This window comes from Candidatus Pelagibacter sp. Uisw_137, assembly GCF_047720245.1.
Taxonomy (GTDB): domain Bacteria; phylum Pseudomonadota; class Alphaproteobacteria; order Pelagibacterales; family Pelagibacteraceae; genus Pelagibacter.
Genome location: NZ_CP159811.1, coordinates 386,376 through 406,344 on the forward strand (window position 1 = coordinate 386,376; position 19,969 = coordinate 406,344).

At 31.0% G+C, this 19,969-nt stretch carries 17 protein-coding genes and 1 tRNA gene; 10 read left to right on the forward strand and 8 right to left on the reverse strand.

What is annotated here, in order from left to right:
• Positions 1-14 precede the first annotated feature (14 nt).
• From ABXT61_RS02065 to ABXT61_RS02075, 3 genes are all read right to left on the reverse strand, one after another.
• A complete protein-coding gene (locus ABXT61_RS02065) occupies positions 15-1,928 on the reverse strand; it encodes an ABC transporter permease subunit (RefSeq protein ID WP_271525488.1) in 1,914 nt (637 codons plus the stop codon).
• A gap of 1 nt (position 1,929) precedes the next feature.
• Entirely contained in the window at positions 1,930-2,727 is a 798-nt protein-coding gene (locus tag ABXT61_RS02070) for an ABC transporter ATP-binding protein (protein WP_271525487.1), read from the reverse strand.
• Between the two features lie 88 nt (positions 2,728-2,815).
• Positions 2,816-3,760, reverse strand: coding sequence for an ABC transporter substrate-binding protein (locus tag ABXT61_RS02075; RefSeq protein ID WP_168606438.1), 945 nt, complete (start codon positions 3,758-3,760; stop codon positions 2,816-2,818).
• 231 nt (positions 3,761-3,991) lie between these two features.
• Here ABXT61_RS02075 and ABXT61_RS02080 point away from each other — a divergent pair, with 231 nt between their 5' ends.
• From ABXT61_RS02080 to ABXT61_RS02120, 9 genes are all read left to right on the forward strand, one after another.
• Positions 3,992-5,032, forward strand: coding sequence for a TRAP transporter substrate-binding protein (locus tag ABXT61_RS02080; protein ID WP_271525485.1), 1,041 nt, complete (start codon positions 3,992-3,994; stop codon positions 5,030-5,032).
• A gap of 93 nt (positions 5,033-5,125) precedes the next feature.
• Complete coding sequence (locus ABXT61_RS02085; protein WP_415315650.1) at positions 5,126-6,409, forward strand: TRAP transporter large permease; 1,284 nt, start codon at positions 5,126-5,128, stop codon at positions 6,407-6,409.
• 4 nt (positions 6,410-6,413) lie between these two features.
• Positions 6,414-6,923: a TRAP transporter small permease gene (locus tag ABXT61_RS02090; protein WP_415315651.1), complete on the forward strand. Its 510-nt coding sequence runs from the start codon at positions 6,414-6,416 to the stop codon at positions 6,921-6,923.
• Between the two features lie 105 nt (positions 6,924-7,028).
• Entirely contained in the window at positions 7,029-8,375 is a 1,347-nt protein-coding gene (locus tag ABXT61_RS02095; protein ID WP_415315652.1) for an aspartate aminotransferase family protein, read from the forward strand.
• Between the two features lie 41 nt (positions 8,376-8,416).
• A complete protein-coding gene (ald, locus tag ABXT61_RS02100) occupies positions 8,417-9,535 on the forward strand; it encodes an alanine dehydrogenase (RefSeq protein WP_415315653.1) in 1,119 nt (372 codons plus the stop codon).
• 8 nt (positions 9,536-9,543) lie between these two features.
• Complete coding sequence (locus tag ABXT61_RS02105) at positions 9,544-11,988, forward strand: GcvT family protein (protein ID WP_415315654.1); 2,445 nt, start codon at positions 9,544-9,546, stop codon at positions 11,986-11,988.
• Between the two features lie 41 nt (positions 11,989-12,029).
• On the forward strand, positions 12,030-12,257 hold the full coding sequence (locus tag ABXT61_RS02110) for a hypothetical protein (RefSeq protein ID WP_415315655.1): 228 nt from the start codon (positions 12,030-12,032) through the stop codon (positions 12,255-12,257).
• A 201-nt stretch (positions 12,258-12,458) separates the two neighbouring features.
• Entirely contained in the window at positions 12,459-14,186 is a 1,728-nt protein-coding gene (locus ABXT61_RS02115) for a hypothetical protein (protein WP_415315656.1), read from the forward strand.
• Between the two features lie 200 nt (positions 14,187-14,386).
• Positions 14,387-14,463 (forward strand) — tRNA-Met (locus ABXT61_RS02120).
• On the opposite strand, the gene ABXT61_RS02125 is transcribed toward ABXT61_RS02120, so the two are convergent.
• Genes ABXT61_RS02125 through rfbB form a run of 3 tightly spaced genes read right to left on the reverse strand, consistent with a single transcriptional unit; the run spans position 14,458 to position 17,041 of the window.
• Positions 14,458-15,159: a sugar nucleotide-binding protein gene (locus ABXT61_RS02125; protein WP_415315657.1), complete on the reverse strand. Its 702-nt coding sequence runs from the start codon at positions 15,157-15,159 to the stop codon at positions 14,458-14,460. The genes ABXT61_RS02120 and ABXT61_RS02125 overlap by 6 nt on opposite strands.
• Positions 15,159-16,025, reverse strand: a complete 867-nt coding sequence (locus tag ABXT61_RS02130; RefSeq protein WP_415315658.1) for a sugar nucleotidyltransferase — start codon at positions 16,023-16,025, stop codon at positions 15,159-15,161. The genes ABXT61_RS02125 and ABXT61_RS02130 overlap by 1 nt, the downstream gene beginning before the upstream one ends.
• Complete coding sequence (rfbB, locus tag ABXT61_RS02135) at positions 16,022-17,041, reverse strand: dTDP-glucose 4,6-dehydratase (protein WP_415315659.1); 1,020 nt, start codon at positions 17,039-17,041, stop codon at positions 16,022-16,024. The genes ABXT61_RS02130 and rfbB overlap by 4 nt, the downstream gene beginning before the upstream one ends.
• Positions 17,042-17,093: 52 nt before the next feature.
• Between rfbB and ABXT61_RS02140 the strand changes: the two genes are divergently transcribed.
• Entirely contained in the window at positions 17,094-17,957 is an 864-nt protein-coding gene (locus tag ABXT61_RS02140; protein WP_415315660.1) for a glycosyltransferase family 2 protein, read from the forward strand.
• A 3-nt stretch (positions 17,958-17,960) separates the two neighbouring features.
• On the opposite strand, the gene ABXT61_RS02145 is transcribed toward ABXT61_RS02140, so the two are convergent.
• Both ABXT61_RS02145 and ABXT61_RS02150 read right to left on the reverse strand, forming a co-directional pair.
• The gene (locus tag ABXT61_RS02145; protein ID WP_415315661.1) at positions 17,961-18,488 is read right to left on the reverse strand and encodes an adenine phosphoribosyltransferase; all 528 of its coding nucleotides are present in this window, start codon (positions 18,486-18,488) and stop codon (positions 17,961-17,963) included.
• Positions 18,478-19,917: a hypothetical protein gene (locus ABXT61_RS02150; RefSeq protein WP_415315662.1), complete on the reverse strand. Its 1,440-nt coding sequence runs from the start codon at positions 19,915-19,917 to the stop codon at positions 18,478-18,480. The genes ABXT61_RS02145 and ABXT61_RS02150 overlap by 11 nt, the downstream gene beginning before the upstream one ends.
• Between the last annotated feature and the right edge of the window lie 52 nt (positions 19,918-19,969).

Consider the following 19,969-nt stretch of genomic DNA (forward strand, 5'->3'; position numbering starts at 1 on the left):
TATTAAATGATTGGTTAACCTTTACCATGCCAAGGAATTGTTTTGGTAATTATCTTTCTTAAAGCAATATCAAATAAAAGACCAAGCATGCCCATTACAAAAATAGTTATCCAAATGACCTCATATTGAAAATATTTTTTAGCAACATTTTCAACAAATCCAATACCTGTCGTTCCAGCTAAAAATTCAGCCGCAACCAAAGTCCCCCAACACATCCCAACTGCAACCCTAACACCTGTTAAGATTTCAGGTAATGAGTTTGGAAAAATTACGTATCTTAATATTTGCCACTTTGATGCGCCAAGAGAGTGAGAAGCGTGAATTTTAGATAATTGAGTTCCAGAAGCACCAGCTCTAGCTGAGATAATCATGATTGAAAAAGAAACCATAAATAATAAGAATACTTTTCCAACATTATCAATTCCAAATACAGTAATAACTAAGGGAGCCCAAGCAAGTGGTGGAACTGGTCTATAAAGTTCAATTAATGGATCAAAAAACCCTTTAGCAAATCTATTTAAACCCATCAATAAACCAAGCGGTACACCAAATATTATTCCAAGCACTAGGCCTAAGAATACCCTTAGGAAAGAATCCCATATGTGACCCATAGGTACTGGTATTTTGAATAATTTAAATTCACCAGTAACAACATTTAAAACTTTACTTTTAAAATTTGGTTTAACAGTTCCATCAACACTATGAACTGGGTATTTACCAGGGACAATATCTGCTATCCAATCAGGTAAAATAAAGCCAACAACTTTACTAACATCCATCATTTCATACCAAATCAGCGGAATATTTTTAAATCCAACACTTGGTTTTAATAAAAGTGTAAATTTTTTTAAAGTATCTGATGGTTTAGGCAGCCATCTGCCAGAACCTTGCTCTGAACAATTAGGACCACTTGAAATTATTGTTCCAGTTGGAAATAGAAATATATCAATTAATCTTAGACTTCCTTGTTCTTTTTTTTGAATAACATCAAATTCTAAAATTGCTTGCTGCATAGTATCAAGAGTTTTTGGAGGAAATATACTTGCGTACTCAATTCTTCTTGCAATTTTAAGTACATCTTTAGCTAATATTGATGCCACCTCTTGTGTATCATCTAGCTCTGATCTATATTTTTTTATTCCATCTTTGATTTCTTTCATCAAAGATTTGTATTGCGAATTATGATTTCTTAATTTGAAAAAATCATCACTAATTAAAGTTAATTCTTTTGCTGCAGCATCAAACTTTAATCCTTTTTTAGTTTCAGGAATAGTTGGAATTTCTATAGTATTTTCTACAGCTGTTCCTGAAGATCCCCATCCACCTTGGTTTTTTAAAGCTTCAATTCTCGCATTTTCTTCTTCAAGACTTTTTATTGGTGGATAACTTATCTTTTGAAAATCCTCTGTTAACCAAGCTATTCTATTAGTTAATTCACTGATCTTAATTTTTGTTTCATTTTCAAGAAGGTCCTCATTAGTTAACAATGGAATTGTTCTTTTAGTTTTTTGAATAAAACTTAAAAGTTTATCTTTATCTTGATTTTTTATTACTGATGAATTTCTAATTTCATTAGTTAATTTTTCAATATTAATATTTTCAGCCTTAATAATTGAAGTACTTTTAAATTCCCTTTCATTTATTGGAAACAAATACTTTAATGAAAGCATTGAGTCGTTTACCTTTGCAACTTGGCAAAGTTCATTAGCAGACTGAGGATAAAAAGACTTTGCTAAATCCCATGAATAATAAAGCCATGCTATTAATAAAAAACTACTTCCAACAATAATCCAGTGAGCTCCACCTTTGGCTCTTTCAGGGTTCCCAAAAACAGCATCTATTTTTTCAGTCTTAGCTAATTTTATTCCATAAAGAATAGAACCTATAACAGCAAAGATAATTAAAAATGTTATAATCCCTGTAATCATATTAAATATCTTTACCCATTATTTCTTCTTCCATATTCCAAATCATGGTTAGAATTTCTTCTCTTTTACTTCCAAAATCTTTTGTTTTTTTAATTTCTCTTAAATCACCATCTATCCCCATTGAAGCAAAGGGTAGGTTATACTCTTTATGTATTCGGCCTGGTCTTGGTGCCATTACATATAATCTTTCACCAAGTAACAAAGCTTCTTCAACTGAGTGAGTAATTAAAATAATTGTTTTTCCAGTTTCTTTCCAAATTTTTAAAACTAATGACTGCATCTTTTCTCTTGTTAATGCATCTAATGCTCCTAAAGGTTCATCCATTAAAATTAAATCTGGATCATTAATTAAACATCTTGCAAGAGCAACCCTTTGCTGCATACCTCCAGACAATTGATAAGTCGGCGTATCTCCAAAGCCTTGTAAACCAACTATATTTAACCATTCATCAACTTTTTTTGCTGTTTTAATTGGATCTTCTTTTTTCATTCTCAAGCCAAAGTCCACATTTTCAGCAACTGTTAACCATTCAAATAAAGCACCTTGTTGAAAAACCATTCCTCTTTCAACCCCTGGACCATTAATTTCATTTCCGTTAAGAGTAATTACTCCTGAAGTTGGTCTAAGAAACCCTGCAGTGATATTCAATAAAGTTGTTTTTCCACATCCAGAAGGACCAAGAACAGTTAAAAGTTCTCCTTTTTTAAGTGTGAAATTTACATCTTTTAATGCATGAACAGTTTCTCCCTTTGGAGTTTTAAAGATCATGTTTAGATTTTGAGAAATTAAATCACTCATAGAAATAAATTTATATTAAATTTTATTTAAAAAAATAGGCACCAATTTAATAAATTGGCGCCTATTTAATTTTATCTTACTCTCTAAATTATAGAGGTAAAAAGCTTGTATCTACTGCTCCGTTAGGAGTACCCATTCCTTTTAAGAAACCATCAAGAGTTCCACCTGATTCCATAGATTTTTTAGTATCTGCAGCATTCAAGAATACAAATCCACCTAAAGTTTCTTTCATATCTCCAAGTTTCATCTCAGCATCTTTTGCAATTACATTCATATCACTTTTGCCAGCTGCGTATCTAGCATTAGCTTCATGAGTTACTTCTATGAAAGTTCTCAACATTCCTGGGTTTTCTTTCATAAATTTATCAGTAACAGATGTAATATCGATACCTTTGATACCTGCATCACGAGCTGCTTGAACTGTTAACAATCTTGTACCAACAGTTAAAGCTGCTTTAATAGAGTTACCTCCAAATAAACAAGCCATTGAAACGTCACCAGAAACTAGTGCAGCAGCACCTTCTTCAGGGTCCATTTGAATAACAGTCATTTTGCTTTTATCAGCACCAACAACTTTCATACTTTCATCAAAAACATACTCAGCCATAGTTCCTAGAGGAACTGCAACTTTTTTGCCTTCTAACTCAGAACCGTTCGCTGATGTAATACCAGAAGCTTTAGATGTAACACAAGTTGTACCACCCATTCCGTATTCCATAGCAACGTCTACAAGTTTCAAAGGTGCTTTAGATTTAACAGCATTAATAAATGGTACTAAACCTTGTGAGTAAGAGATATCAATATCTCCAGCTAACATAGCGTCAGTCATTGCACCACCATTTGAAAAGTTAGTCCATTTAACTGGAACACCTAGTGCTTTATCAAACATTTTTTTAACTTTGTCTTCTTGGTTTGGAGTAGGCCACTCTAAAAAGAATGCAACTCTAACTTCTTTAGCAGCTGCATTTGCAACTGATATAGATAAGTTAAGAGCAACTACTGTACCAAGAATAAAACTAATTATTTTTTTCATTATTATTCCCTCTGTTATTAATTTAATTAAATTATTGATATTTAAATTCAATTTGAGCGTGATGTAAAACAAAATATATTACATATTTACATGGCCAATAATTAAAAGTTTCAATTATAAGTTGTAATATATTCTTTAATCAGAATGGGTTTTAAATAATTCTAGTAATATATATTGCTATACAATAGGTTATTTGGGATATGTTTAATTAATTATAAGGAGATTTGCTACATGTTTATTAAAAAAATTTACAAGACACTTCTCAGAGGGTTTGCAATTGCTTTGTTTGCTCAAGCAGCCTTTGCTGAGACAACTCTTAAGCTTGGGACTACTGGTAGATTGGGTATGCCAATCGGTGATGCTATAGATCAAGCATTGATGCCAGCCTTGGCAAAAGCCTCTGGTGGCAAGATGAAAATCGAACCATTTTATCAAAAAAGTTTATGTGCTGAACAGAAATGCGGTGAACAAGCCAATCAAGGGCTTATATCTCTTTGGACTAGTTCTACAGCAAACTATGGTAATTTCGGATCAGAGTTAGCAATTTTTGATTTGCCTTTCATTTTCAAGTCACTTGAAGATGCAAAAAGAATATCAAATGAATGGCTTGCAGAAAGACAGTGCAAACTAGCGCTTGAAAATTCAGGCCACATTTGCCTTTCTGTATATTCAAGCGGTGGATTCAGACAGCTTGGAAATGCAACTAAACCAGTTCACGTTCCTAATGATATGAAAGGTCTAAAGTGGCGAACTACTAAGAGTCCAATTGAGTTCATGCTAGTTAAAAATTGGGGTGCAACTCCAACACCTTATGATTGGAGCCAGTTATACTCAGGCCTTCAGTCGGGTGTAGTTGAAGGTCAGTATGTTGCTAGTCCTTGGCAACATGTAGCAAAACTTCATGAAGTTGCAAAATACTTCACTGAGATTGGCGGCATGTGGTCTGGAAATATTCTAGCAATGGATGCAAAGCAGTATAATGCTCTATCTTCTCAAGAGAAGAAATGGTTACACAAAGCTGCTGATGCGTATGGAGAAAAAGTAAACCAGTTAGATAACGCTTGGATTAAAAATGGTGAAGATGCGATTAAAGCATCTGTGAAAGAATGGTATGTTCCATCTGATGCGGAAATGTCTAAATGGAGAGCAGGTGCAATCGGTGCTTGGGTAAAAGCCAAGGGCACTTTTGAACCAGAGGTAGCTAAAAGAGTACTTCTAGAACAAGGAATGGATGGATTTGTAGCTCAGTTAGAGAAAGCTGGGGCTCTTTAAATCGTTCAACGAAAAACTGTGTAAAGATCATTTAGCTAAATTTTTAGAACTAGATGATCTTTACCTAAAACAATTCATAACAAATAAGTAACTATGGAAAGTATCATTCTACTTGGAATACTCCTTTTTCTAATCCTATTAGGTGCTCCCATTGGCTTCATATTAATACTGATACCATTTGTTTATATTCTATTTACTGACGCTGTACCCCTTATTTTAATTCCTAGTCAAATGTTTAATGCTATTGATTCAGTTCCATTAACTGCAATTGCGTTCTTTATGTTGACGGGTGAGTTAATGACAAGTGCCACGATTACTGACAGGTTAGTAGCTTTGAGCAAATCATTAATTGGACGTGTACGAGGGGGGTTGGCCCAAGTTAATGTTCTTGTGAGTATGTTTTTTGCAGGTATGAATGGTTCTGTCGTAGCAGATACAGCTACAGTTGGAGCATTAGTATTACCAGCTATGAAAAAAGCTGGCTATCCTCCTGCGTTTTCGGCTGCGGTTACAGGCGTAAGCTCCACCATAGGAGGCATAATTCCACCTAGTATCATGATGATTGTACTTGCTAACTCGACTGAGCTTTCGATTGCATCACTATTTGCAGCTGGGATTATTCCAGGCGTGTTGATAGGCGTTGTGATCATGATAATTAATCATTACTTCGCAATCAAATATAACTTCGAGCGCAGTGATAAACCATTTTCGATACGTCGAGCTGGTAAAGAATTATATCGATCCTCGTTCGCTCTTCTCATACCTGTAGTTTTAGTAGGTTCAGTAATGGGTGGTGTGGCATCGGTTGTTGAGGCTGGCGCTATCACAGCAATGGTTGCATTATTTACAGGTGTATTTGTTTATCGAACTATTAAATGGAAAGATTGCACTGGTGCTTTTCGTCGGGCATTCCGTAATTCGGCAATGGTTTTTATTATCATAGCTGCATCGGGACCCTTTAGTTGGTTACTTACCTCTCTAGGTGCAATCGGTGAACTTGAAAACTGGCTTCTAAGCCTTACGGGATCCCCAATTATTTTTATTTTAGCTGTTATCCTATTCATTTTTCTTCTTGGAACGGTAATGGACTCTGCAGTAAACATTATCATAGTTGGCCCAGTACTAGTTAATGTTATGGCTCAAGCTGGCTTTCCTGAGATACAAGCGGCTATCGTTGTAATAGTTGGCTTCTTAATAGGATCGGTCACACCACCTGTTGGTGTTGCGTTCTTTACTGCTGCAACAATAGCACAAGTGCGTCTAGAAAAGGTGGCTGTTGCGTTAATTCCTTATCTAGTTGGACTGTTTTTACTTTTATTCTTTATCCTCATTATTCCAGAATTGACCATGTTTCTTCCAAACCTATTAGGTAATTAGCGATATGTTAAAATTTTTTAACAACATTGACCGTTTTATCCATCGTACATTAGAAGCTATGTGCTCACTCCTTTTGGCTGCGATGGTTGGTTTCACACTTTATAATGTTACCATGCGATATGTTTTTAACAACCCTCCTGTTTGGGGTGATCTGCTAACAGTATTAAGTAATATTTGGTTGATGTTTATAGCACTTTCTCTGACAGCCAGAGATAATGAACACATAGCTTTAAATTTAATTTATGAAAAATTACCAAATAAACTGTCACTATATATACGCCAGTTTTGGAAACTTATGATTATGGCAATTGGTATAGTTCTGATAATTTATGGGTTTGAACTTGTAGAGGGTATGCGTGGAAAATATTGGGAAATGTGGTATTTTGAAATTAGCTTCCAAGGTATTGAGTTCAAAGAGAATTATATGCCAAAGAAATATGCAGTTGCAATCTTGCCGTTAGCTGGATTTTTGACGACCATTGGTGCTGCTATTAGTTTTGTGAAAAAGGTCTAGGTCTTTAAATGTGTTGCTAAACATGTGTTCTTCATAGTAAAATCAATTTGTTATATGGAACTATTTAGTCTATTAATCAAAAAATAACTAAATTAAAGAAAATTTATGAGCTCAGAAAATAGAACTGCAGTACCTAATTCATTAAATGAACATTGGATGCCGTTCACATCTAATAAAGATTTTAAGGCAAACCCTAGACTTATAACAGAAGCTAAAGGTGTTTATTTAAAAACTCACCATGGAAAAACACAAATAGATGCGAGTTCAGGTTTATTTTGTAATCCACTAGGTCATGGAAGAAGAGAAATTACAGAAGCAGTTACAAAACAATTAGAAACTTTAGATTATGCACAGCCATTTCAACAAGGTTTTGGTGGCTCTTTTGAGCTTGCTACAAAAATTTCAAAACACACGCCAGGTGATTTAAACAAAATGTTTTTTACAATTTGTGGATCTACAGCTGTAGAAACTGCAATTAAAATTGCTGTTGCTTATCATAGAGCAAAAGGGCACGCAGAAAGATTTAGATTTGTTGGACGTGAACGTGGTTATCATGGAATGAACATTGGCTGTATTTCAGTTGGTGGAATGGTGAACAATATTAAAACGTTTGCAAGCGTTTTAATGCCAGGTGTCCAACACATTAGACATACACATTTACCAGAACACAAATTTGTAAGTGGTCAACCAGAAACTGGAGACTATTTAGCAAATGACTTAGAAACTATTTGTCAAAACTTTGGTGGTGAAAATATAGCTGCCTGTATAGTTGAGCCTATTGCAGGATCAACTGGAACATTGGTTCCACCAAAAGGATATTTGCAAAAACTAAGAGAAATCTGTGACAAACATGGAATACTTTTAATTTTTGATGAAGTAATTACAGGATGGGGCAGAACAGGTTCTAAATTTGGTGCAGATGAATTTGGAGTAACACCAGACATTATGACAATGGCTAAAGCCACAACAAACGGTGTTGTACCTATGGGTGTTGTTGCATGTAATGATTATATTTATGATGCAGTAATGGATGCCTCACCTACAGGTGCAGTTGAATTATTTCATGGCTATACTTATTCAGGAATTCCAGTTGCAGTAGCAGCTGCTCTTGCGGTGCAAGAAATTTTTGAAAAAGACGATATTTTTAATAGAGCAAAAAATTTAGCTCCTTATTTCCAAAAAGGATTGTTTTCTCTTAAAGATCTAGAGTTTGTGGATAATATTAGAGGATATGGGATGATGGGTGGAATAGACATGAAGCTAAACACTAAACCAGGTAAAGCTGGATTTGAATGTTTTAAAGCATGTTATGAAGCTGGTGTTAACTTTAAAGCTACAGGAGATTGTTTAATTATAGCTCCTCAATTCATTTGTGAAGAAAAACACATTGATGAGATTATTGAAAAGTTAAGAACTGGTATTACCAACTATCAAAAAAATCAAAAAAACTAAAAACTTTACAAAATTAAAGTATTAAAAAGGAAGAGAGTGTTATGAAAATTGGCGTACCTAAAGAAATTAAACCACAAGAACATCGTATTGGATTAACACCTGAAAGCGTTAAGACTTTAATATCAGAAGGTCATGATGTTTTAGTTGAAAACAATGGTGGGTTTGAAGCTGGTTTTGAAAACGAACAATACATAAGCGTTGGTGCTAAAATCATTGATAAAGCCGAAGATATTTTCAACGATGCAGATATTATTGTTAAAGTAAAAGAGCCTCAATCAGGTGAGGTTAAGATGATTAGAGAAAATCAGATCGTCTACACTTATCTACACTTAGCTGCAGCTAAAGAATTAACCGAAGGACTAATTAAATCAAAAGGTGTTTGCATAGCTTATGAAACAGTTACTGATGACAATGGAAGATTACCATTACTTGCACCTATGAGTGCAGTTGCTGGCCGTATGTCTGTTCAAGCTGGTGCGCATTGTTTAGAAAAAAATCAAAGTGGCAGAGGTCTTTTATTGGGTGGAGCTCCTGGAGTTGAAGGAGGAACTGTTGTTATTTTAGGTGGTGGAGTGGTTGGAGAAAACGCTGCAGTGATTGCAACTGGAATGGGTGCTAAAGTTCACATCGTAGATAAGTCTGAAGCAAGATTAAAACAATTGGTTGAAATGTTTGGTGATAAAATTATACCAGAACAAAGTGATAAGATTGATTTAAATAAATTAGTTGCTGAAGCTGATCTTTTAATTGGAGGTGTTTTAATTCCAGGTGCTGAAGCTCCGAAATTAATTACTAAACCAATGTTAAAATTAATGAAAAGAGGATCTGTAATTGTTGATGTTGCAATCGACCAAGGAGGTTGTGTTGAGACAAGTAAACCAACAACTCATGGTGATCCAACTTATATTATTGATAATGTTATTCACTACTGTGTAGCAAATATGCCAGGTGGAGTTCCAAGAACTTCAACTATCGCATTGAACAAAGCAACACTTCCATATTTAGTTAAACTTGCAAATAAAGGTTACGAAAAAGCTTTAGGTGAAGATAAAAACTTTTTAGCTGGATTAAATGTGCATAAAGGAATGGTAACTTATAAAGCTGTTGCAGATGTATTTGGTCATGAATTTGTTGCACCAGAAAAAGCAATAACAAGCTAAGATTATTTGTGAATAAAAAACTTCCAACCAATGCAAAAGTTGTTGTAATTGGAGGGGGTATTGCAGGTTGTTCAGTTGCTTATCATCTTGCAAAGTATGGTTGGAAAGACACTATATTACTAGAAAGAGACCAACTTACATCAGGAACTACTTGGCATGCAGCAGGTCTTGTTGGTCAATTAGGTGCATCATCCACCATTACACGTCTTAGAAAATATTCCCTAAATCTTTATAAAGAATTAGAAAAGACAACCGGATTATCAACTGGATTAAAACAAAATGGAGCAATCACAGTTGCAAGCACACCTGAAAGATTACAAGAACTATTAAGACAAGCAACAGCTGCACAATTATTTGATGTCAATGTTGAGAACGTTAACAAACAAAGAATAAAAGAACTCTATCCTGTTATAAATGATGATGATATTTTAGGTGGAGTTTATATGCCTGAAGATGGTCAGGCAGATCCTATAGGGGTTACCAATGTACTAGCTAAAGCTGCAAAGATGGAAGGGGTTCAGATATTTGAAAAAACTCCTGTTGAAAAAATATTAGTTAAAGACAAAAAAATTTTTGGTGTTCAAACTAAATTTGGCAAAATTGATTGTGAATATGTTGTAATTGCAACTGGGATGTGGTCGAGACAAATTGGAGAAGATATTGGTGTTAGTGTGCCTTTGTACCCAAATGAGCATTTTTATATAATTACAGAACCGATGAAAGATCTTCCAAAAGATCTTCCAGTCTTAAGAGATTATAATGATTGCCTTTATCTAAAAGAAGATGCTGGAAAAATGCTTGTAGGTATTTTTGAGCCAGGTGCAAAAAATGCATTTAAAGATAAAGGAATTGTTCCAAATGATTTTTCATTTGGGGAGTTTCCTGATGATTTTGATCACTTTGAACCTTATTTAGAAAAATCATTTCAAAGATTACCCATGTTAGAAACTGCTGGAATTAGAAAATTTTTTTCAGGGCCTGAATCTTTTACACCTGATACGCAATATCTTTTAGGAGAAACTCCAGAGGTTAATAATCTTTTTACGTGTTGTGGATTTAACAGTATCGGCATAGCGAGCTCAGGAGGAGCTGGCAGAGTCACTGCTGAATGGATGATTAATGGTTATATGAATGAAGATTTATTTTCACTTGATATTAAAAGATTTCAAAAATTTCATTCATCTAAAAAATTTATTATGGAAAGGGTAACAGAAACACTTGGAGATTTATATGGAATGCACTGGCCTTATAAGCAGCACAACACTTCAAGAAATCAAAGATTATTACCCTATCATGAAGAATTAAAAAAAGAAGGTGCGTGTTTTGGTGTATCGGGTGAATACGAGAGACCTATGTGGTACGGGCTAAATAATGAAAAAGCAGAATACAAATACAGCTTTGGTTATCAGAACTGGTATCCTTCAGTTGAATTTGAAACAAAAAATACAATTACGAACGTTGGCTTGTATGAATTGTCTCCCTTTTCAAAATATGAAATAAAAGGAAAACAAGCACACAGTGAATTACAAAGAATATGTACAGCTAATATTAAAAATGAAATAGGCAGATCAACATATACACAAATGCTGAATGAGGCAGGAGGAATTGAAACAGACTTAACGGTTATTTGTATTGATAAAAATCATTTTAGAATAATAAGTTCAGCTGCAACAAGAACTCATGATAAAGCACATATTATAAAAAATTTGTCACCTAATTTAGAGCTTAAAGATATTACAGATGATCTTGTTTGTTTAGGAATTTTTGGACCAAAAAGTAGAAATTTAATTTCAAAAATATCAAATGATGATTTTAGCAATGAAACATTCAAATTTGGTTATGGTAAATTTATAAGTCTTGGTCCAAAAAAAATTTGGGCTCAAAGATTATCTTATGTGGGTGAATTAGGATTTGAACTTTATATAGAAAATAAAGATGCCAAAAAAGTTTACCAATTAATTGTTGAAGAGGGAAAAAATCATAATTTATCTCATTGTGGGTCGCATGCAATGGATATAATGCGAATGGAAAGTGGATTTTTACATTGGGGTCACGATATTTCACCTGAAGAAAATCAATACGAGGCAGGATTAAATTTTGCAATTAGTTATAAAAAAGAAACCAATTTTATTGGCAAAGAAAGCTTATTAAAAATAAAAGATAAAAAACAAAACAGAAGGTTTATTATGCTGTCACTTAAAGATAGTAAGCCAGGCACGCCTCTATTATTACATGAAGAGCCAATTTATCTTGAGGATAAAATTATTGGAAGAACAACTTCTGGGAGTTATTCCTTTAATTATAAAAAAAACCTGTCTTTTGGGTATATAAGTTCAACACATTCAAATGAAGAGCTTTCAAAAATGGATCTATATATTGAGGTTGCTAAGCAAAAACTCCAAGCAGTGGTAGAGATTACCCCCTTAAAAAATAAACATGCTAGATCTTTATAATTTTAGTTGCTGAGTTAAATAATTGGTGATTAAATAATGTCATGCAAAAAATGTATTTTCATAATAATAAATCAATTGATCAAAATATAAATACAAACAAATTATCTAAAGTACAGCACATAGGTGAAAAACAAATTGTTGATATCAACAAACTACTTAACAGAGTAAAAATAAATCAAAAAAATGAAATAAAACAAAAAATCATTTTTTATAGCCTTAGTATATTGGGACTTTCTTTATTAGGAACTTTGATCACTTTCTTAAAGTAAACAACTCTTTCAAATACTTGATTGCACTAAAATAAAAATCTATTATAAATCATCAATAATTAAGTGGCGGGGTAGCTCAGTCGGTTAGAGCGCAGGACTCATAAGCCTGAGGTCAGTGGCCAGGATTCCTGTTCTGTGTACCTTATTTTACTTCTCAACATTTCTTGACACACACATGACACAATGAGAATATGTTTTGTAATGAGAAAGATTCTTGGAATTATACTTTTTAGTTTCTTTCTTTTTAATTCAATTTTTGCTGAAGAGCGAAGTGAAGTTGAGATTAAAAATGGAATATTTTTAAAAGACGTAGAAGCATTTGGAACTTTCAATGAAATAGATACTGCACCATCAGGCATGTTCAAACCAAGAGATAATCAGTTTGTGCAAATGTCTAAATATTCACAAGGGAAAATAGGATTAATTTTTGTTCAACAAAAAGGGATGCTAGACAAATTTCCTGAAAATTTAATGCTAGGTATGGGCTATTTTGAATTTTTTTATATGCAACAACTTAAAGATCACAAAAAAGATATTATTGCGTTTAAAGAAAAATACCCAAATATTGGTTGGACTAAAACTAATATTAAAAAAATTTATGGTCTTAATAAAGCAAGAAAGGCTATGAGAAATGCATTGGGATTTACTTTAGAAGATGATGTTCAGGAAGTACTCAATACATACTACACGTTATCACAACTATTTTCTCTAGGTGAAAAAGAAATTTTAGAGCTTAGTAGTGAAGAAAAAAAGCTACTTAAAACACATTTACAATTAGCAAAAAAATTAAGCATTGTTAAGAATTTAGTTAAAGATAAAAATGAACAAAGAATTAGTGAGAAAAAATTTAAAAAGGAATATTCAAAATTATATAAAAAAGTTGATAGAGAAATAAAAAAAATAGATAAATACGATAATTATAATCGATTAGACAAATTTCTAGGCACTATTCAAGAAATTGAATTATCAAACACCAGTGCTTTATTAAGTGCTTATAATTTAGCAGACTTCCTATTAGCTGTAATAAAAAATAAGGATGTTAAAAAGAGATTTAAAATAGATCTAGCGAATGCAGACTTTTCAAATTTTGAAGAAAATGAACTTAAATTGTTGGGAGAAGCTTCAAATACAACAAAATTAGTTAAAGCAAAAAAATCAAATAAAATTCAATTAGATATTCTTAATTTAGAAAATAATAATATTCCCATAAATAAAATTTTAGATGAATTTAGAGAAAACTCCTTAGATCTTGCATCAATTAACTTTCAAATGGAATCTGTAGATAGTATGAAGCGTTGGGTAAGAAAAGATTGGGCTAATGCTTGGAAAACTCCTATCCCAGAAAAAATTGATGATACCTCTAAAGGAATTATGATTGATTTATCTGAAGAAGATATTGAGTCGATTAAAGCTCAATTGTCTATAGATCATTATAAAGATTTACTTAATTTAGATATGGCCAAAGAATTAAATGATAGTGTTAAAGATATACAAAGTTCAATTGATACATCCACTTTTAGTTTTTCCTATGGGCTTGATAATTATGCACAGTTCTTAGGTGAATATATGAATTTAGATATTAAAAATTATGCTGATTTAACTGCGTTAGCTAATGCAACTTACAATGCTGATTGGTCAGTTGAAGAATATGCTTCGGCATACCAAGATGAGGTTGATATTATTAATTTACTTCAGTCTGGTGCAGTTGACTCATTTGATGCTTCTTCAATTGCAACTGGCTTAGGTGCTAGTCTTAATGAAGTAGCAGAAACTATTGCAGCTGCAGGTGCTGCAGGTGTCTCAGTAGATTTAGAAGCTGCTGCAGCTGGAGCTGGATTTGGAAGTTTTGCAGATGCTGTTGCAGCATATAATGCAGCTAATGGAACTAATTATACAGAGGCTTCAGCAAGAGAAGCTCTGGGGCAATAAAAAACTTATAAAATTATTTTAGACAACTACATACTTTATAAAATTTAAGTAAAAATTCTAAACATATTAAAAAAAATAGAGTCCGCAGGAACCTCGTAAGACGTATTCTTGACTCACATATGACACACTCAGTAGTAAAATCAGGCAAATACTTGATTGGACAGAAAATAAAATCTATTATAAAACAACGATAATTAAGTGGCGGGGTAGCTCAGTCGGTTAGAGCGCAGGACTCATAAGCCTGAGGTCAGTGGTTCGATTCCACTTCCCGCTACCATTTCATAATTTTATTTAATTTTAGAACATTCATTGAAATATTTTTAGGAAATAATTTTTTACCTGATTTTTTTTTAACATTTTTATTATTTTTTTTAGCAAATGAATACACTGTTTGAGTTTTACCACCTACATTTAGAATTCCTGTCTTGTCTAGAATTTTAGGTATAATCTTCACAATCTCTTCATGAAATATAAAATTAGTTTTTATGTCATGAAAAGCATACTCATGTATAAAAGGTTTCTCACACATAATAATTCTTAAAATTAATGAATTTTTGTACATAGTTACTGCACATTCTCCGCCTAGTTTTGACCAAGCATAATTATTGATGGGTAAAATAGCGTCAGTTTCTTTATAGTTACCAACTCTTCCTTCATAAACATACCCCGTTGAAAAATATATAAGCTTAATTTTAAGATCAGAACAAATTTTAACAATGTTAGCTGTACCAATTATATTTAAATCAATACTTTTTGATACTTGTTTGTCATGAATGTTCATGGGCCTAGAAAGTGCAGCAGCATGAATTAAATATTGAGGTTTATACTTTTTTAAATATTTTTTGATAGAATTGATGTCTAACACATTTAATTTTTTTTTAGTTGGGTAGAGGATATTTAATTTTTTATTGTCTCTTTTAAGAATCTGAGCAAATCTGCCCTCACCACCAGTGATAACTACTTTTTTTAACATTATATTAAATTTTTTAGGTAATTGGAGTATTTACAATTTCCATAAAATTTCATGGATTTCATAATTTCTTTTTTACCTATCCACTTATTAGTCAATGCAATTTCCTCTATACAAGCAATTTTAAATCCCTGCCTATTTTCAATTGCTTGTACAAAAGCAATTGTTTTATAATAATCATCAATAGAACCTGTATCAAGCCAAGCCCCCCCACGACCAATAAAATCAGCTGATAGTTTATTAATTTTTTTATATTTCAATAGCAGATCAATAATTTCTATTTCACCTCTTTTAGATGGTTTTAATTTTTTTGAAAATTGCACAACCTTGTTATCAAAAAAATACAAACCTGTTATTGCATGATTAGAAATAAATTTTTTTGGTTTTTCTTTTAATTGCATAATTTTATTATTTTTATCAACCTTGGCTACACCAAATAATTCTGGTGTTTGTACAGTGTGCAATAAAACTTTAGCACCATCTTTAATTTTTGCACAATTCAATAGTTTTTTGGTTAGGTTTTGACCATAAAAAAAATTATCTCCAAGAATCATTGCAACATTATCTTTACCAATAAATTTTTCACCCAATACAAAAGCATCAGGTAATCCCCTTGGCTTATCTTGCTCTATATATGTAATCTTAATTCCTAAATTGTTCCCATTAGGTATTAATTTTTTATATTGATGAAGCTGACCTTTATTTACAATAATTAAGATATCCTTAATTTTTGCCAGCATTAATATTGAAAGTGGATAGAAAATCAGAGGTTTATCGTAGATAGGCAAAAGTTGTTTGTTAACAGCTTTTGTAAGTGGGCTCATTCTAGTTCCCATTCCTCCAGCTAAAATTATTCCTTTTTTAATCATTTTGCACCCAACCTTTTAATAATATCTTTTTTAGATATTGATTTGTAGTAATTATTATTATGAAGATACCATAAAAATGTTTTTTCCAAACCCTTCTCAAAGCTAACTTTTGTTTTCCATTTTAAACTTTTTATTATTTTTTTGCTATCAAGAGCGTATCTTATGTCGTGACCAGGTCGATCTTTAACAAATTGAATCTTAACATTTGAGCCTATAGAATGATTTTTTTTAGCAATTTTTATTAATTTTTTACAAATTTCTAGATTGTTTAGATTTTTATTAGATCCAATATTATAAAATTCACCAATTTTACCTTTTTGAAAAACTTTTATTAATGCCTCACAATGATCCTTTACATAAATCCACTCTCTTGAATTTTTTCCATTACCGTAAATAGGTAAACTTTTATTATTTAAGATATTATAAATTAATTTTGGAATAAGTTTTTCAGGGTGTTGCTTTGGTCCATAGTTATTTGAACAATTGGTGACTATTGCAGGAATTCCATATGTTCTAACATATGAGCTCACGAGGTGATCAGAGGCTGCTTTGCTAGCAGCGTAAGGTGAGCTTGGTTTGTAGGGAAAATTTTCATGAGACCTACCCTTTAACATATCTCCGTAGACTTCATCTGTGGAGATTTGAATTAACTTAGCTTTTTTATTTGATATTGAATATTCCCTAAAGATCTCAAGTAGATTAAAAACACCAATGATATTACTATTAATAAAATTTTTAGGACTATCAATGGATCTATCCACATGTGTTTCAGCTGCTAAATTAAAAATACCAATTGGCCTATGTTTAAAAATAATCTTATTAAGTTTATTTTTGTTATTTAGGTCACATTTGATAAATTCATAGTTTGAATTTATTAGGTATTCTTTTGTATTGTAGAAATTAGAGGAGTAAGTAACCTTGTCTATATTTATAACCTTGAATTTTTTATGAATTAATAATTCAATTAGATTGCTACCTATAAACCCAAGACCACCAGTAACTATAATTTTCTGCATGATTTTATTTATAATAATAGATATAGTAAGTATATAATAATTTACTTCAATAATGACATTAAGCTTAAATAACCTAACATTTATTATAGTTACATTTAAAAGTGATCATATAATTAATGAATGCATCAAATCTTTACCAAAAGATTCCAATATAATTATTATTGAAAATTCAAATAATAGGGAGCTAAAAAAAAAACTTGAAGTAAAATATTCAAAAATCAATGTTATCACTCAAGAAAACAGTGGTATGGGGTCTGCAAATAATAAAGGAATTAAATTATGCAAAACAGATTATGCCTTCGTAATCAATCCTGATGTTAAGTTTTACGAAAATACCATGCAAGAATTAATTGCTTTATCATCAAAATATAATGATTATTCAATTTTAGCACCAATTTCTGATGATACAAAATACCCAAATTATAAGATTAAGAATAAAAAAATAAAAAATGATGATCCTGATTTTTTGAATGTAGACTTTGTCGATGGATATGCAATGTTGATAAATAAAAAAAAATTTAGTGATAATATTTATTTTGATGAGAATTTTTTTTTATATTTAGAAAATGATGATTTATGTTTAAGAAAAAAAAAAGAAAATAATAAAATATATATAGCAAAAAAAGCAAAAATTCATCATTTAGGGGGTAAGTCCCACTCTATTAATCATGAAAAAGAAATTGAATTTTCACGAAACTGGCATTGGATGTGGTCAAAATTTTATTTTAACAAAAAACATTATGGTTATCCAAAGGCTCTTTTGAAAAGTCTACCCACGCTGATCACCTCTATAATTAAATTTTTTTATTATTTTTTAATATGCAATAAATTTAAAAGAAAAATTTATGTAATGCGATTTTTAGGATTAATTAATTCGATGTTTGGTAAAAAATCTTGGTATAGACCACAAATATAAATGTTAGTGACCAGGAAAGTTCATTAGATTTTCTATTTTGTAACCCTTTTTAACCAAGTTATCAGAACCACCCAAGTCAAAAAGATTAATTGCAAAAACAAAAGCTGCAATTTTACCTCCTGAAATTTCTACAAGCTTAGCAGCGGCAGCGGCAGTACCACCAGTTGCAATTAAATCGTCTATAATTAAAACAGAATCACCTTTATCAATTGAGTCTTTGTGTACCTCAATAGTTGCTGTGCCATATTCTAATTCAAAATCAACAGAGTAAGTTTCTGCAGGTAACTTATTTTTTTTCCTAAGCATAATAAATGGTTTTTTAAGCAGGTAGGAAACTGCTGATGCAAAAACAAAGCCTCTTGATTCAATTGCAGCAATTTTATCAATTTTATACTTTTTTGATCGTTCGATTATTTGATCAATACATTCTTTAAATGCACTTTCATTTTTGATTAAAGTTGTAATATCTCTGAACAAAATACCTTTTTTTGGGTAGTCTGGTATTGATCTTATATATTTTTTAAGTATCATTTTTTTTTAATTTATAAAGTTCTAATCTATTTAAATATTTTTTCTCTTTAATTGTGTATTCTAAAAAATTATCTGGTTTTTTGAAATCTATTTCTGTTATGTCACGAATGTGTATTATCCACAAATCATCGGGTAAAGTTTTTTTATTGAGGTAATTAACAAAATTGAGATCAAATTTTAATTTTTTTGAATAATTGGTTAAATAGTTTTCATAGATCGTATTAATATTTCTTTCATTATTATCATCAAGTAATACTGAGTAACTTAAAGTTTTAGAATTATTTATAATTTCTAATGATTTTTTTACCTGAGGTTTTGATGGATAAATTTCTGTATAGAATTGCTTAAATGTATTCTCGGTAAAATGATTAAAAAAAGTAAGTATTAAAATAAGAGATACCAATATATTTTTGGTTAAATTATTTTTATTCTCAAAAGCTAGATTACTAATCAAAAATAAAATAGGGATTAAAACAAAAATAATATACCTATTTATTAAAATTGGATCAAAAATAAAACCATAAAATGCTGGCAGCGAATATGTAAAAAATATTAATATTAAAAAAAAGAAATTAATGTTTGCTTTGTTAATCATTTCCTTTAAAGATTTCGTTAATAGATAAATGAGTGCTATAAGATAGACTCCACCAATTAATCTAGAACCAAAAAAACTAGAAAAAAAATAATTTGTAAAAAAGGATAAATCTAATTGTTTAATCCAGTAAGGCGTGTGAGAAATACCTCTTAAGTAAAAAAATAAAAAAAAAATAACCACAAAAGTATTTAAAAAAAAAATTTTTTTTAAATTAGAATTATTATTTTTTTTTAAAACCCATAAACATAAAATATAAAAGTTTAAAGATAATATAATTATTATAGAAAATGGATGGCAAAATAACATAAGTAAGGAGCTTAAGATTATTAAAAAATAATCCAGATGAGTAATATCTTTTTTTAAATATTGGTCTTTAAATAATAAATTAATTAATATTAGAGCTAGAAAAAAGGTTAAAGTATAAGATCTTAACTCCATAGCGTACCTAATATGAAAAATGTTCAAAGCTAAAAGAAAAGTCCCAAACAAAACTGTGTTAATATTTACACTGTTCTTCCTTAATAGCTCTACAAATAATATGACAGAAAAAACACTTATAAAGGCATTAAGGTACCTTGAGACATGAACATTATAGCCAAACAATTTATGAAAATTTTTTAAAATAACCTCAAATGAGATCATTAAATTTGACTCAAAAATTAATTTGAGTGTTTCAGAAAAGCTATAAGTTGGATTTGATAACCAAAAACTAATCATTTCATCTGACCATAAGTCGTCAAAATTTAAATTATAAAATCTAAGAAAAGCACCAAAAAAAATTAAAAGAAATATAGAAATTAATTTTACTTTTCTTAATTTAGGTATGTGTATCATTTTAGTTTATATCTTTAATTGTTTCACATTATAATATTAAAAGTGTATTTTA